Annotated in this window: 9 protein-coding genes; 6 read left to right on the forward strand and 3 right to left on the reverse strand. The window is 71.2% G+C overall.

The annotated features are described in order from the left end of the window. Positions 1-20 precede the first annotated feature (20 nt). The 5 genes from TFC3_RS19695 (at position 21) to TFC3_RS19715 (ending at position 8,991) form a co-directional block, all read left to right on the forward strand. A complete protein-coding gene (locus tag TFC3_RS19695; RefSeq protein ID WP_067501981.1) occupies positions 21-1,757 on the forward strand; it encodes an anthranilate synthase family protein in 1,737 nt (578 codons plus the stop codon). Between the two features lie 14 nt (positions 1,758-1,771). Then, entirely contained in the window at positions 1,772-4,435 is a 2,664-nt protein-coding gene (locus TFC3_RS19700) for an AAA family ATPase (RefSeq protein ID WP_067501984.1), read from the forward strand. A gap of 34 nt (positions 4,436-4,469) precedes the next feature. After that, positions 4,470-5,975, forward strand: coding sequence for an FAD-dependent monooxygenase (locus tag TFC3_RS19705; protein ID WP_067501986.1), 1,506 nt, complete (start codon positions 4,470-4,472; stop codon positions 5,973-5,975). Between the two features lie 74 nt (positions 5,976-6,049). Then, the gene (locus TFC3_RS19710; RefSeq protein WP_067501989.1) at positions 6,050-6,652 is read left to right on the forward strand and encodes a hypothetical protein; all 603 of its coding nucleotides are present in this window, start codon (positions 6,050-6,052) and stop codon (positions 6,650-6,652) included. A 158-nt stretch (positions 6,653-6,810) separates the two neighbouring features. Beyond that, positions 6,811-8,991, forward strand: a complete 2,181-nt coding sequence (locus TFC3_RS19715; RefSeq protein ID WP_067501992.1) for a hypothetical protein — start codon at positions 6,811-6,813, stop codon at positions 8,989-8,991. Positions 8,992-9,097: 106 nt separating this feature from the next. On the opposite strand, the gene TFC3_RS19720 is transcribed toward TFC3_RS19715, so the two are convergent. The 3 genes from TFC3_RS19720 to TFC3_RS19730 form a co-directional block, all read right to left on the reverse strand. Beyond that, entirely contained in the window at positions 9,098-9,997 is a 900-nt protein-coding gene (locus TFC3_RS19720) for a RimK family alpha-L-glutamate ligase (protein ID WP_067501995.1), read from the reverse strand. A 49-nt stretch (positions 9,998-10,046) separates the two neighbouring features. After that, positions 10,047-10,421: an NUDIX domain-containing protein gene (locus tag TFC3_RS19725; protein WP_067501998.1), complete on the reverse strand. Its 375-nt coding sequence runs from the start codon at positions 10,419-10,421 to the stop codon at positions 10,047-10,049. A gap of 68 nt (positions 10,422-10,489) precedes the next feature. Continuing rightward, on the reverse strand, positions 10,490-12,262 hold the full coding sequence (locus tag TFC3_RS19730; RefSeq protein ID WP_067502001.1) for a glycoside hydrolase family 6 protein: 1,773 nt from the start codon (positions 12,260-12,262) through the stop codon (positions 10,490-10,492). 579 nt (positions 12,263-12,841) lie between these two features. Here TFC3_RS19730 and TFC3_RS19735 point away from each other — a divergent pair. Then, on the forward strand, positions 12,842-15,457 hold a 2,616-nt coding region (locus tag TFC3_RS19735), incomplete at its 3' end, for a cellulose binding domain-containing protein (protein WP_304438973.1).

Raw genomic sequence — 15,457 nt, forward strand, 5'->3', positions numbered from 1 at the left:
ACACCGGCAATTCTGGGGTAATGAGTTTCCCGGCATTCGCTTTGTTGCACCGGCCCGGTACGCACCCGGACACAGTGGAGTTTCTGCGGTGTGAGGTAACAACGGAAAGCGCTGAGGGTGAGGTGCTGCTGGTCATTCCCGGGGGCGCCGAAGCGCCGGTTACGCTCGCGGTGGTCGAGCGCAGCACGATGTCCGTCGCGGAGGCGCTGCGTACGTATTCGGGGGACCTGCCGGAATTGACCGTCGACGGGTTCGACATCCCTGACGAGCAATACATGGCCCTGGTCCGGCGCGTTGTCGAGGAGGACATTGCCGGGGGCGCGGGGTCGAATTTCGTTGTGCGGAGAACGTTTCTGGCGTCGTACCGGAAATGGTCCTTGCCGCATGCTGAGGCCCTTTTCTCCCGCCTCTTGCGCATCGAGAGCGGTGCCTACTGGACCTTTGTGGTGCAGTGGAACGGGCGGACGCTGGCCGGGGCGACGCCGGAATGTCATGTGCGGATGCGCGACGGGCGGGCGTCGATGAACCCGATCAGCGGCACCTATCGCTATCCGCCGCACGGGCCGTCGGAGCACGGTTTGCGCGCCTTTCTGGCCGACACCAAGGAGCGCGGCGAACTGCTGATGGTGCTGGACGAGGAATTGAAGATGATGGCGCGGGTCTGTCCGGGTGGCGCCCGGGTGCGCGGGCCGTGGCTGCGGCGGATGTCGCGGCTGGCCCACACCGAGTACGAGATCGAGGGGCCCACGGCGCTGCCGCCGGCCGAGGTGCTGCGCCGGACCATGCCCGTGCCGACCGTGACCGGCAGTCCGATCGCCAGCGCCCGGCGGGTCATCGCCGCCCGGGAGCCCACCGATCGGGCCTGCTACGGCGGGGTGCTGGCGCTGGTGTCCTCCGCGCACGACATGGATTCGGCGCTGCTCATCCGCACCGCGGACATCGACACGCACGGCCGGGTGCAGGTCGCGGTGGGTGCCACGCTGGTCCGGGATTCCGACCCGCGCGCGGAGGCAGCGGAGACGCACGCCAAGGCGGCGGCCGTTCTCACAGCACTGCGAAATCCTGCACCGGTACGGCAGAGGCTCGCCGATCGCAACGCCGGCCTGTCCACCTTCTGGCTCGGCGAGCACTGCGGCCCGGCCACGCCCACCGGCGCCGAGCTGGTGATCGTCGACGCGGAGGACGACTTCACCGCGATGCTCGCCCGGATGGCCGAGTCGCTGGGCCACGCCGTCCACGTCATCCCCTGGCACGACTACCAGCCGGACTCCGCGACGCCCGTGCTGCTCGGTCCGGGGCCGGGGGATCCGCGGAACCTCGATGATCAGCGGATCAGGCGGCTGCGGGCCATCGCCGGGCAGCTGCTGGCCGCGCGTACCCCGCTGCTCGGGGTGTGCCTGGGTCACCAGGTGCTGGCCGCCGAGCTGGGGCTCACCGTCACCCGTTTGGGTGAACCGGCGCAGGGGGTTCGCCGCACGATCATGCTGGACGGGCGGCCCGAACGGGTTGGGTTCTATCACTCGTACACCGCGCTCAGCGGCTATGACCATGTGGACAGTCCCGTGGTCGCCGGACGGGTCCAGGTGATCCGGGATCCCACTTCCGGGCAGGTGCATGCATTGAACGGACCAGGCATTCGATCCGTGCAGTTCCACATGGAGTCAGTGTTGACCGAGCGGGGCCCGGCCCTGCTGCACGCGATGCTCACCGGCGCGCTCGCGCGTTATGTGGACAAGGTGCAGCCAACAGTCCAGTGATAGAAAGTTCACCTATGAGCACGTTCGGCCGGACCGGGGAGCTGGCCGCGCTGCGCCGGGCGCTGACCGACACCGCGGCGGGCGCCGGCGGATGCGTGGTGCTCAGCGGCGCGCCCGGCGTCGGCAAGTCGCACCTGGTGCGCGTAGCGATCGAGATGGCCTCGGAGTTTGGCATCGCCGTGGCCGCCCGGGAAGCGTTCAAGCTGGACGTGGCCGCGCCGCTGGTCACGCTGGCCGGGGCGTTGCGGGCCTGCAAGTCCGCAACCTCGCTGTTCGACTGGTTGTTCGACGGCTCGCGGCGCGAGGAGCAGTACCACACGATCGACCGGCTGCGAGCGGCGCTGGAGGACTTCGCCGCCGACCGGCCCCTGCTGATCGTGGTGGACGATGCCCAGTGGACCGACGAGCTGAGCGCGCTGGCCGTCCGGGAACTCGTCCCCGCCCTGGCCAGTTCCCCCGTGCGCTGGCTGTTCGCCGGGCGCCCCGAGACCACCGACACGCCGGGCCTGCAGATGCTCACCTGGCTGGGCCGGGGACGGGCCGAACCGATCACGGTGGGCGTGCTCGATGAGCCGGCGATCGCCCAGCTCAGCGCGGCAGTGGTCGGAGCCGAGGTGGACAACACGGTGCTCGCGCTGGCCGGCGGCTGCGGCGGCAACCCGCTGCGCGTCGGTCAGCTGATGCGGGCGTTGCGCGCGTCCGGGCAGATCGTGTTCAACCACGGCACGGCCAGCGTGATCGGCGGGGAGCTGCCGTCAAGCTTCGTGGACACCGTTGCCGACGTGCTGGCCAGCCTGTCCGAGGACACCCAGCGCCTGCTGCGGGCCTGCTCGGTGTTCGGCCGCCCGTTCGGCATCGAGGCGGCCGCGCGGCTGACCGCCCGGGAGCCGGCCGAGGTGTACGGGCAGGTGGAGGAGGCGCTGACCGACCTGCTGACCGATGACGGCGGCGGGCTGACCTTCGCCCATGACCTGGTCCGGCAGGCGATCTACAACACGCTGCCCCGGCTCATGCGCGAGCAACTGCACCGCGACGCCGCCGCGATCGCCCGCGCCGAGGGCCGCCCGGCAATGGAAGTGGCAGAGCATCTACGAGCAAGCGGGAGTACGGGCACAGCTGCCGCGGTCGCCATGCTGCGCGCCGCCGCCCGCGATGTCGCAGCCGCGGCGCCGGCTACCGCCGCCGACCTGATGACCCAGGCCCTGCAGGTGCTCGGCGAGCACGGCCCGGATCGCACCGCGGTAATAGCCGAGGCGGTCGGGGTGCTGGCCGCCGCGGGCCGGGTGAGCCAGGCCCGCAACCTGGGCGAGCAAGCCCTCGACGCCGGGTTGAGCGCGGAACACGAAGCCGGGCTGCTGCTCGGGCTGGCCGAGGCGTGCAAACACTCCGGGCAGAACGCCAGCGCCGTCGAGTACGCCACCCGCGGCCTGTGCCACAACGCGATCACCGACGCGCTGCGGGCCCGGCTGCATGCCATCCGCGCCCACGCAAGGTTCTACGTGGACGACCTGACCGGTGCCGATGAGTCCGGCGCCGCGGCCGAGCGGCTCGGCACCGCCGGTGACGAGCACGCCGCTGCGGTGTTCGGCGGCACCGCGCGCAGCCTGGTGGCGCTGGCCGAGGGGCGCATGGCCGACGCGTTGTCGCACGCCTCGGTAGCCGTGCGGATCGCCGAGCACCGGGGCGGGCGGGCCCGCCAGCAGCACCCCGGGATCTGGCTGGGCAACGCGCTGACCGCATTTGATCGCTTCGACGAGGCCGAGGAGGCGATCCGGCGCGGGCGGCGCGAGTCCGAACGGCTCGGCACGGCGTGGGCGAACCCGCTGTGGCACTACTACTACGCCAACCTGCTGGGCGCGCGCGGCCGCCTCGACGACGCGGTGGCCGAGGCCGAGGCCGGGGTCACCACGGCCGAACAGGTGACCTCGGCGTACCAGTTGGCCGTGCCCTTGCTCGGCACCCTGGCCCGGCTCGCGGTGCTGCGCGGAGATCTCGACGCGGCGCAAGCGCATCTGGATCGCATGCACGAGCTGATGCGCACCGGCATCACGGCCCCACCCGAGGACGTCATCTGGCCGGAGTGCCTGCTGCTGCACGCCGGCGGGGCGAGCGACGTGGCGTTCTCCGTGGCCTCGGGCTTCTACGAGTCGCTGGCCACGCGACCGGCATTGATCATCTTGGACCCGTCCGCTCCCGGTCTGCTGACCCGGATCGCGCTCACGGCTGGTGACCGTGAGCGGGCCGCGCGGGTGGCGTCGGCGGCGCGCACGCTGGCCACCCGCAACCCCCAGTCGCAGTCGGCGGCCGGCGCTGCGGCGCACGCCGAGGGCCTGCTGCACGACGATCCGGCCCGGCTGGCGGACGCGGCCGAGCACTTCGGGCGTACCCCTCGCGCTCTTGCTCTCGCGGCCGCGCTGCAGGACGCAGGCGCCAACCCACAACCCCCTCGTCCCACCGGTACGCCCGCAGCTGCGCCGATCCTGGCCGGTCTCTCCCCCGCCGAGCTGAAGGTTGCGCTGCTGGTCGCCGAGGGGCTGACCAACATCCAGGTCGCCGAGAAGCTGTTCCTGTCGCGGCACACCGTGGACAGCCACCTGCGGCACATCTTCACCAAGCTGGCCATCAAACGCCGGGTGGAACTGGCCAAAGTCGTGGCGGCTAATCGCGCAGGTACGTGATGTGCACGCGACTGCCCGGGACAACCATGGCGGCATGACCCCGCCGAACACCCCCGTCCTGGTCGTCGGAGCCGGCGTGACCGGTTGCGTGCTGGCCCTCGAACTCGCCCATCACGGCGTGCCCAGCATCGTGGTCGAACGCGCCGCCCGTGCCCCCCGGCATCGCGAGCTCACGCTGGTCAGCGGGCGCAGCATGGAACTCCTGCGCCGGCTCGGGCTGACCTCGGCGCTGCGCCGGCACGGCTTCGACCCCGATTGGCCGCCCGAAATCGTGTGGGCGCGCGGGATCGGTCAGCCACCGGTGCTCGTGTCGCGGTCGCCGTCGGTGAATGAGGTGCTGCGGACGTACGAGAAGAACACCGACGGCAGTGACCCGATCGAGGCGTACCTTTTGCTGCCCAGCTCGGATCTCACCTCCCGGCTGCGGGTCGCGGCGCGCGACCACCCGCTGATCGATTTACGCCAGGGCTGGACGTTCACGGATCTGCGGGCTGACGCCGATGCGGTGGTCGCAGTGCTGGTCGATGCGGCGAGCGGCGAGCGGCACATGGTGCAGGCGACCTATCTGGCCGGATGCGACGGCGCGCACAGCACGGTCCGGCGCTGCCTCGCGGTGACCATGGAACAGCTGGCCCCGCCGGTGCCGCACTGCACTGTTTACTTCCGAAGCGACGAGCTGGCGGGTCCACCGCCCGGTCCGGCCACGATCATCACCGCCGGCCTGACCCTGACCTGGCGGCACGACGAGCACGTGTGGATCGGCCAGCTACCCATGTCGGCCGGGGAAGCCACGATGGCCGACCCGACGGCGTTGCTGCGCGGACGGCTGGGCTCCGAGCCGGCCGAGATCCTCGGCGTGGCCCAGTCCGAGGAGGCGCTGCGGGTGGCCACGGCCTATCACCGGGGTCCGGTCTACCTCGCCGGGGAGGCCGCGCACCACCTCGCCCCGCCCGGCGGCCCGGTGGACACCTGTATCGGTGACGCCGTCGACTTGGGCTGGAAGCTTGCCGCGGCGGTGCACGGCTGGGGTGGGCCGGACCTGCTGGCCAGCTACGAGCACGAACGCCGCCAGCGGGCGCTGATCGACCGGGAGATGGCCGCGCGGGCGCTGGAAACGCGGCGGCGCTTCGGCCGGCTGGCTGTCGCGGGCGCGTCGCCGGAGGTGCTGGCCGGGGTGCTGGATCAGGAGGCGCCGCAGGTGGACCTGGCCGGTGCTTTCCCGGGGGCGCGGGCACCGGCCGTACGGATGGCTGACGGGGGCGAGCTGTTCGACAAGCTGGGCCCCCAGTTCACGCTGGTCGACCAGACCGAGGCAGGCGAGGGCGAGGAGCTGGTCGCCACGGCCGAGGCCCAAGGGCTGCCGATCAAGCATCTGCCGGTACGTGACCCGCTGGTCCGCGACCGGTGGGCCGCCGATCTGGTGCTGATCCGCCCCGACCAGCACATCGCCTGGCACTCCGGCGGCTCCCCGGCCGGCTGGAAGCACCTGCTGGACGCGATGACCGCCACGGTGCACCGGCCGGACCACGTGAACACGTGATGTGGGATCACGCATCGGCAAGCGACGCTCGATGCGGCAGAAGTCGAGCTTCACCGGCAGAGGGCGATGTCACGATGATCACTGAGGACCTCCGGCACACCGTCACGGGTGACTGGCACGCCCGGCTGGCGGGCAACAGGTCCCCGCGCCGCAACCACTGGCACACCAAGACCATCTACTTCCGGGCCGCAACGGAGCTTCTCAACCGCCCGAACGCCCCGCTGACCTGGAAGAACATTGTCGCGGCGGCGCGCCCGCACGGCTGCCGGTCCACGTTCTACGAGGTGGCCGGGTCGCACGCGCGGCACCGCATGGTCGACGACCTGATCGCCGACGGCCGCCCCGACTCCATTCAGCTGGCGCTGCGCTACCTGCGCACCGACCCGGTCGAGCAGCTGATCGACGAGACCAAGGTGTGGTCGTACTGGCCGCACCGCCAGCATCTGCTCACCCGGGTACTCACCGCGGAATTCTCCCCGGCCGAAGCCGCCGCCGCGCTCACCGAGTCGGTGGCCGCCTGGGGGCGGCGCAACGTGACCCTCGCCGCCGCCGTCGGGCACACCCCGCCGGCCTGCGCGGTGGAGGACCTCACCGTGCTGCACCAGGGCCGGCTCGCCGCCGTACGGGCCGCCGCCCAGCTCACCGACGCTCTGCGGCACGCCACCGGGGCGCGCTGACCGGCCGCCTCAGCACAGGCAGGCCGCGACGCGCGCGGGCGGGCCCGGTGCCCCGGATGCGGTGGCGGCCGCCCCGGGCACCGGGCCCGACTCGCGCCTCCCCCCTGTCGCGCTTTCCGGCTCGACGGGCTGGTGGGGGGCGGGCCACACTGTGCTGCGTGGATCTGCCGACCGCGACCACCGCGCGGTTCCTGCTGCTGGCCGGCACCGCCACCGCTGCCACCACCAGCGCCTATGCCTTCCTGGCGGGCCAGCCTTCCGGCGACCTCCTGGCGCGCTGCACGCGGATAGCCACCGACGACGCCGGGGCCGCCGACCCGGGTAGCTGGACGAGCACGTACGACCGCTGCACCGCCGCCACCGAACGCGACCGCGGCCTGGTCATCCTGGCCGGCCTCGCCGTGCTGGTCCTGGTGACCGCGCTGGTGACCTGGCTGCGCCCCCGCTGGCAGCAGCACCGCGCCCGGCTGACCCCGCTGCGAGCCGCCGACGACCCCGAGCTGGCCGCCGCGCTGGGCGACCTGGTGACCCGGGCCGGGCTGACCCGCTCCCCCACGTTCATGGGCGGCCCGTACGGCACCGCAACGGGCGCCCACGCCTACGGCCGCGCACCGGACTACCGGGTGATGCTCGGCCCCGACGTCATCGCCCGCTACTACGCCGACCGCCCGGTGTTCCGGGCCACGGTCCTGCGCGAACTGGCCCACATCCACCATCGCGACGTGCTGACCGCCGACGCCACCACCGCCCTCTGGCGCGCCTACCTGCTGGTCGCCGTGCTGCCGTACGCCATCGCCCTGACCCGCACCGAGCCGCCCCACCTGGCCGGGGCGATCTGGCGCCTCGTCGTGCTCACCGGCCTGGTCCACCTCACCGCCCGATCCGTGCTGCGCCTGCGCGAACTGCACGCCGACGCCCAGGCCCGCGCCTGGGAAGGCCCCGGCAGCGCGCTGTCCCGGCTCGTCGCCCAGGCCGGATCCCCGCGGCACCGCCCGCTGGCCCCCTCACCGCACCGCCGCGCCGCCATCATCGGCAACCCCGCCCTGGTCCACTCGCCCCCGCGCTGGGTGCCCGCCGCCGTAGCCTTCACCGCCGGCCTGGCCGCCAGCGCCGCATACCGCGACGCCGCGCGGGTCCTGTTGGTCCTGATCCCCGGCATCGAACCGCTGACCCTGCGCTGGGTGAGTGCGGTGCTGGTTGCCGCGCTGGTGGCCGCCACTGTCGGCGCCGACATCCTGCTGCGCGTACGCCATCATGTCCCCACCATGGCTGCCACCACCGGCCTGGCCCTGTCCGCAGGCCTGATCGCCGGCCCGATCGTCGCCGCCCCCGGCCACCCCGTCACCGTCGCCGGTCTGCTCCTGGCCCTCGGCGCCGCGGCGTGGACGAGCTGGGTCGCCCTCGACGCCGAGCTGCACCGATCCTGGCTACCCGGCCTGCTGGTCGCCACCTTCGCCCTCGGCGCAGCCCTGGCCGCCCAGCACCTGACCGCCGACCTCGATCCCGTCGCGCGCGCCGGTTACACCGTGCTGTCCTCGGTGGCCCCCACCTCGCCGGCCTGGCTGTACGCGCTCGTCGAGCACCCGGTCGTCCTGCTGATCACCCAGCGCCCCGAGATCCTGCTTGCCGCCGTCCTGCTCACGCTTCGCCTGTTGCCGCTACGGCTGCTGGGTCCGATCCTCGCGGGAATTTGCGGATGCGTGGCCGGTTTCGTGGTGCACGTTGTTTCCTCGTACTGGGCGCTGCTGCTGGTGTTCGCTGCCGCAGCCGTCGCCGGTGCCTTCGCCGCTGCCCGGGTCCGCGCCGGTGCCGCCTGGGCCGGCTTCACCGCCGGCCTGTGCACCGGCGGCATCGGCTCGGCCACCTTGATCGGCTCCGCCGGTGTCACCCGCCCAGCCGTCTGCGGCGCCATCATCGGCCTCGGCGCCGGCCTGCTGGTCCGCGCCGCCCAGCTTCTCCGGCACCGCCCGGACCTCGTGCGCCACCGCGCCCCCGCCACCACCGCCCGGGTCGCCAGCACCGCCACCATCGCGCTGTCCGTCCTGGTCACCGGTCTGATCGCTCGCCCGCGCCCACCGGCGATCTTCGCCAGCGCGGCCCCCGCGGTGACCACCGCCTGCACCCGGTTCCGCTCCCTCACCGAATCCCTCGGCACGGTCCCGGCCAGCCGCGCCTACGCCCAACTTCTCGATCTCACCGACGCGGCCGCGGCAACGGACGACGCCACCGTGCGTACCGCTGTGGACGACCTGCGGCGGGCGTTGAGCGCCTCCGACGCCGACCTGTGGACAGACGCCATCCTGCGCCTCGACGCGACCTGCACCGCAGCGGGAAGGTGACCCGAGGTCGGATACGGCTCCCCGTCGGTTGCCACCGAGGTCCTCGTCGCGCTGGGCCTCCGCGTCGCCGTCACTGCCGCACCCGGTGAGCAGCAGCACCACCGCTTTACTCGGCCGCCCCTTCGTTGCGGTGATGAGGCGTTCCGAGCGCCCGCACGAAGAACTCCGCAGCCTGCGGCACGACCTCAACAAAGTACGACGGCTCGAACACTTCCATTTCCAGCAGCGCCGGCCCCTCGGCGGTCAGGGCGATGTCGACGCGGGCGTACAGGGGTGCTTCGCCGAAGATGTCCGTGACTGCCGCTACTGCCCGGTGGCCGAGGTCGATCTCGGTTGTCGTGGGTTCGGCCCGGCTGATGTCCTCGGTGTACTCGCCGCCGGAGTAGCCACCGCCGAGCGCCAGGATCGGGCCCTTGTGGATGGCGTAGGCGTACGAGCCGCCGAAGAAGAACAGCCCGTTCTCGCCGTTGGTCACCACGGATGCGACGGCGGGTTGCACCATGACCGTCTTGCCGCCGGCGACGATGCGCTCGGCCAGGGCCAGCGCGGCGGGGTCGCCGGGTTCGAACAAGCCGGTGTCGCGCGCACCGGCGGAAACCGACGGCTTCACCACGACGCGGCCGGACAATCCGGAAAGGGCGGCGCCGGCTTCGGTTGTGGTTTCGCAGAATTCATACGGTACGCAGGGCACGCCGCGATCGCTCAGTTCGTCGAGATAGCGCTTGTCGATGTTCCACCGGATCAGTTCGGGCGCGTTGAGCACCGTGGTCACGCCGGACACCCGGTCGAGCCACGCCATGAACTCGCCATGGCGTTCGGGGTAGTCCCACGGCGAGCGCATGACGATCAGCCGGTAATCCGCCCAGTCAACAGCGGGGTCGTTCCACACCGGCGCGTTCGCGGTGAATCCGGCTTCGGCGAGCGCGTGCAGCAACCCGGGCAGGTCATGGTCGGCGGCCGCCAGATGCGGCACCCCCGTGGTCACCAAGCCGACGTCGTAGCTCATCGGGCCGGCACCGCAGCGGCGTCGATCACCAGCAGGTCCAGGTAAGGGGTCACCTCAGGAGACTAATCAGCGGCGCCAGCTCCAGGTCTCCGGGCTCACGCACGTCCACCCAGCGCAGTTCCTCGATCTCGGCGAGCGCCTCGACCGGCCCGGCCAGCGGCGCGGTGTAGACGTCGCAGTCCACGTCAAAGCCCGCCTCGTTGGCCGCCGGTGCGGTGAACCGGCCGAGATGGCCGAGCTGCTCGGGGGTGACGACGAGCCCGAGCTCTTCGTTCAACTCCCGCACGAGCGCGTCGTCCGGCGCCTCACCGGCTTCGAGCTTGCCGCCGGGCTGCATGAACGCGGTGGTGCCGCGCTTGCGGACCAGCAGCCACCGGCTCCGGTCATCGCGGACGACGGCGGCAACGATGCGAAGTGTGGGCATTTGAGCAAGGGTAGGGCCCGCCCCGCTCGGGTGAGCGGGACGGGCCCTGTGTGGGAGAGGGTCAGCTCTTACAGCGCCGGGTAGGCGTTGGCCATCAGCTCGCGGAACTGGGCCGAGAACCAGGCGCCGGAGATCGGCGCGCCGGGCAGGGCACCGCTGAGGCTGTTGCCGTTGCGGGCGTTACCGGTGTACGTCGGGTCGCACATCCGGTCGAAGCCTTTGCCCTCGTCGTTGGGGATGAGCGTGCTCGAGCCGTCCGACTCGCCCGGGGGCTTGACCCAGACGTAGGCGTCGATGCCGGCGGCCGGAGCAGCCTGGGGACGCTCGCCGAGGCCCGCACCGCTCTGGTTGCACCAGTTGCCGGCGTGGATGCGCCGATCGATGCGGGACTGGTTGACATAGGTGTTCACGTCGGTCGAGGTGCTGGCCGCGGTGGGCCGGTTGGCACCGCCCCAGCCGTTGCGCGAGGTGTCGATCAGCATGCCGATGTTGGCGTTGAAGCCGATCGAGACGAGCTGGTTGCGGAACGCCTGGGCGAAGGTCAGCTCATCGGTGTACTGGTTCCAGTCGACCCACTTGGACTGGCGCACGGACTGGCCGTTCACGGTCGTGGTGGGCTGCACGAACGGCTCACGCAGGGCGGAGTAGTTCGCGGTGTTGGTGATGAAGCCGGTCACGTTGTTGACGCTGCCCGAGGCCTGGGCAGCCTGCAACATGATCTGCGCGCTGGGCGCGAAGTTGCTGTCCCAGCCGATCCAGCCGTGGTGCGCGGCGTCCACGTAGTTGTAGACGTTGCCGATCGCGCCGAGCTTGTTCAGGGCGTACCCGATGCCCTGCACGTATCCGCCGTTGGCCTTCATGGTGTCGCACATCGCGGTGCCGCCGGCCTGGCCCGAGGTGTTGGTGACCAGGTTGGGCAGCGAGTCGATCTCCACGATGTTGATGATGCGCAGGCTGGCGTACTTGGGGTCGGCCTGGATCGCCGCGATCGGGTCGATGTACTCGCTCTTGTAACGCGGCAGGTCGTTCGGGCCCAGCTCGCCGTTGGAGGCCAGCGCCGCGCAGTCACGTCCGGGCAGGTTGTAGATGACGAACTGGATGTAACCGGCGCGCTGAGCCAGGGCCGCATCAAGATGATCCCGTACGCCCATGGCGCCGTTCGAGCTGCTGTCCGAGGTGCCCTCGATCGCGGCGATCCGGTCGATCCACACCGCCGTCGGGTTGTTCGACACCCGGCTGCCGCCCGGCTCGGCGTTGGCCTTGGCCTGCCACTCGGGGTTGCGGTAGCCCTGCACCCCGGCGTACGGGTTGTCGGCCTTGCTGCCGGCCGGGGGCGGCGGGGTGGAGCTGCCCGGCGGCTGCGAGGGTGTTCCGGTGGGCGAGCTGGTGGGGCCGCCCGGTCCGGCGCTGCCGGTGCAGACGGTGCCGTTGAGCGAGAACGAGGCCGGGGTGGCGTTGGTGCCGCTGTAGTCGGCGTTGAAGCCGAAGCTGGCCGAGGCGTTGGTCCCCAGCGAGTTGGCGTAGCTGGGGCTGGCCGCGTTCACGTGGGCGCCGCTCTGGCTGACCGTGGCGTTCCAGCCCTGGGTGACCCGCTGGTTGCCGGCGAAGTCCCATTCCACGCGCCAGCCGTTGGTGATCGGGTCGCCGAGGTTGGTCACCGAGACGTTGCCGGTGAACCCGGTGCTCCACTGGTTGACGGTGTAGGTGACCCGGCAGCCGGCAGCGGCGCTGGCCTGGTCGGCGACCACCACGCCGAGACCGGTCGCGAGCACCGCGGCGGCGCCGACGGTCAGCGCGCGGGTGAGGGTGCGCCGCGGCGAGGCGGAGGGAGGGGAAGTCATCGCAGATAGCTCCTAGCGAGAGGCGGGACGGCGGGACGGCGATGAGGACGAGGTGACTGGGGAGCCGGTAGGGACATTTACTGGCGTCGAACTCTGTGCTGAGCGTGACTCTGACATGGGAGCGCTCCCAACGCAATAGGCACGCAATGCTTCAGAAACTTTTCAGAAATAGGTGATCATGCTGTACGTCCAACTGGCTGCGCAAACGGGCTGGGCGCCTGGTGCCGACCCGTGCCGTGGAATCCGAATTCGGTGCCGGCTCCGGCGCCGAGGGTGCCGTTGCAGACCGCGTTCGAGAAGCCGGACGGCGTTCCAGGTGCTCGTCACCGCCGGCCCCGGCGAAACCGCCAGCGACACCGGACACCATCCCGATCCACAGCGGTTTTCGCACGGGAACGCCTTCCATCGGTTGCCGGAGGCCCTCCCACGATGGATCGACAGCAGTCTTTCTGATCCGGGCGGACCGACCTGTCAACGTGCAGCTCGCGCGAGAGTTCGATCCCGTCCCTTGACATGTACGTACTCAGGACGCATTGTCTGGGAGCGCTCCCAATTTGACCCTCATCAATGGGAGGACCCTTGCCGACCCACCGCCTGGCAGCTCTCGCCGCTGCCCTCACCCTCGGCGCCGCGACCGCCCTCGGCGTCCCCGTGCTGCAGCAGGTCCGGCCCGCTGCGGCCGCCCCCGCCGACGCCTACTCCTGGAAGAACGTCCGGATCGACGGCGGCGGCTTCGTGCCGGGGCTGGTCTTCAGCCGGGCCGAGCAGAACCTGATCTACGCGCGCACCGACATCGGTGGCGCCTACCGCTGGAACCAGGCCGGGCAGAACTGGGTGCCGCTGCTCGACTGGGTGGGCCGCGACAAATGGGGCTACAACGGCGTGCTGAGCATCGCCGCCGACCCGCTCGACGCCAACCGGGTGTACGCGGCCGTCGGCATGTACACCAACAGCTGGGACCCCAGCAACGGTGCGATTGTGCGCTCGTCGGATCGCGGGGCCACCTGGCAGACCACCGCGCTGCCGTTCAAGAACGGCGGCAACATGCCGGGGCGCGGCATGGGCGAGCGGCTGGCGGTCGACCCGGCCAACAACCGCAATGTCTACTTCGCCGCCGAGGGCGGCAACGGGCTGTGGCGCAGCACCGATTACGGCGCTACGTGGGCCAAGGTGACCGCGTTCCCCAACGCCGGCACCTACGTGCAGGACCCGAACGACGCCAACGGCTACCTGAACCAGAACCAGGGCTTGAGCTGGGTGACGTTCGGCGACAACACGGTGTACGTGGGTGTGGCCGACAAGCAGAACCCGGTCTACCGCAGCACCAACGGCGGCACCACCTGGGAACGGATCCCCGGTCAGCCCACCGGATACCTGGCACACAAGGGCGTGGTGCAGGGCAAGTACCTGTTCCTCGCCACCAGCGACACCGGCGGGCCGTACGACGGCGGCGCCGGGCAGGTCCAGCGCCTCGACACCACCACCGGCACGTGGACCGACATCAGCCCGGCCCCGGCGTCCGGCTCGCCGTACTACGGCTATTCGGGCCTGACCGTGGACCGCCGGCACCCCGGCACGCTGATGGTGGCCACGCAGAGCTCGTGGTGGCCGGATGCCATCTTCTTCCGCAGCACCGACTACGGCGCCACGTGGACCCGGATCTGGGACTTCACCAGCTATCCGAGCGTGTCACGGCGCTACACCATGGACATCGCCCAGGATCCGTGGCTGGACTTCAACACCAACCCGCAGCCGCCGGAGACCACCCCGAAGCTGGGCTGGATGAACGAGTCGGTGGAGATCGACCCGTTCGACTCCAACCGCCTGCTCTACGGCACCGGCGCCACCGTGTACGGCACCACGCAGCTCACCAACTGGGACAGCAACACCACGTTCACGATCAAGCCGATGGCCAAGGGCATCGAGGAGACCGCCGTCCTGGATCTGGCCAGCCCGCCGTCAGGCGCCCCGCTGGTCAGCGCGCTCGGCGACATCGGCGGCTTCTATCACGCCGATCTGAGCGCAGTGCCGCCGAACTTCCACGACACCCCGAGCCTGGGCAGCAACACCAGCCTCGACTTCGCCGAAGCCAACCCGCTGGTCTTCGCCCGCGTCGGCAACGCCGAGGCAGCCCCGCACATCGGGATCTCCAGCGACGGCGGCAAGAGCTGGTACCAGGGTCAGGAACCCTCCGGCGTCACCGGCGGCGGCACCATCGCGGTCGGCGCGGACGCCACCGCCTTCGTCTGGTCCCCCGCCGGCACCGGCGTGCACTACTCCACCACCCGGGGCAGTTCCTGGACCGCCTCCACCGGCATCCCGGCCGGCGCGAAAGTCGAATCGGACCGCAACGACCCAAAGATCTTCTACGGGTACGCCGCCAGTTCGCTGTACGTCAGCCGCGACGGTGGCGCCACGTTCACGACCGCTGCCGCGCCCACCGACACGCAGCACATGACGGCGGTTCCGGGCCGCACCGGCGATGTCTGGCTGGCCGGTGCGGGCGGGCTCTACCACTCCACCACCGCAGGGTCGGCCTTCACGAGGATCAGCACAGTCACCTCGGCAATCAACGTGGCATCCGGCAAGGCGGCACCGGGCGCGAGCTACCCGGCCGTGTTCCTGGTCGGCGTGGTCGACGGCGTGGACGGCGTGTTCCGCTCCGACGACGCGGGCGCCTCCTGGGTGCGGATCAACGACGCGCAGCACCAGTACGGCAACTCCGGTGACGCCCTCGCTGGTGACCCCCGCGTCTACGGCCGCGTCTATCTGGGCACCAACGGCCGCGGCATCCTGTACGCCGACCGCACCGGCGGCACCACACCCCCGCCCGGCAGCCCCTCGCCCAGCCAGCCCACACCCAGCCAGCCCACACCCAGTCAGCCCACACCCAGTCAGCCGACTCCGAGTCGCCCCACGCCCAGCAATCCGCCGCCTGCCACCGGATGCACGGCCGCGTACCGGATCACCGGGCAGTGGCAGGGCGGCTATCAGGCCGAGGTGATCGTCACGAACGGCTCGGCGGCGAGCACCTCGTGGAGCACCGGCTGGACCCTCGCCCCGGGCCAGAGCGTGTCCTCGGTCTGGAACGGCACGCTCAGCCAGTCCGGCACCGCCGTCACCGTCAAGAACGCGTCCTACAACGGCACCGTCGCCGCCGGCGCCACCGCAACCTTCGGCCTCACCGGCACCGGC

The sequence above is a fragment of the Actinoplanes sp. TFC3 genome, assembly GCF_001553785.1.
Lineage (GTDB): Bacteria > Actinomycetota > Actinomycetes > Mycobacteriales > Micromonosporaceae > Actinoplanes.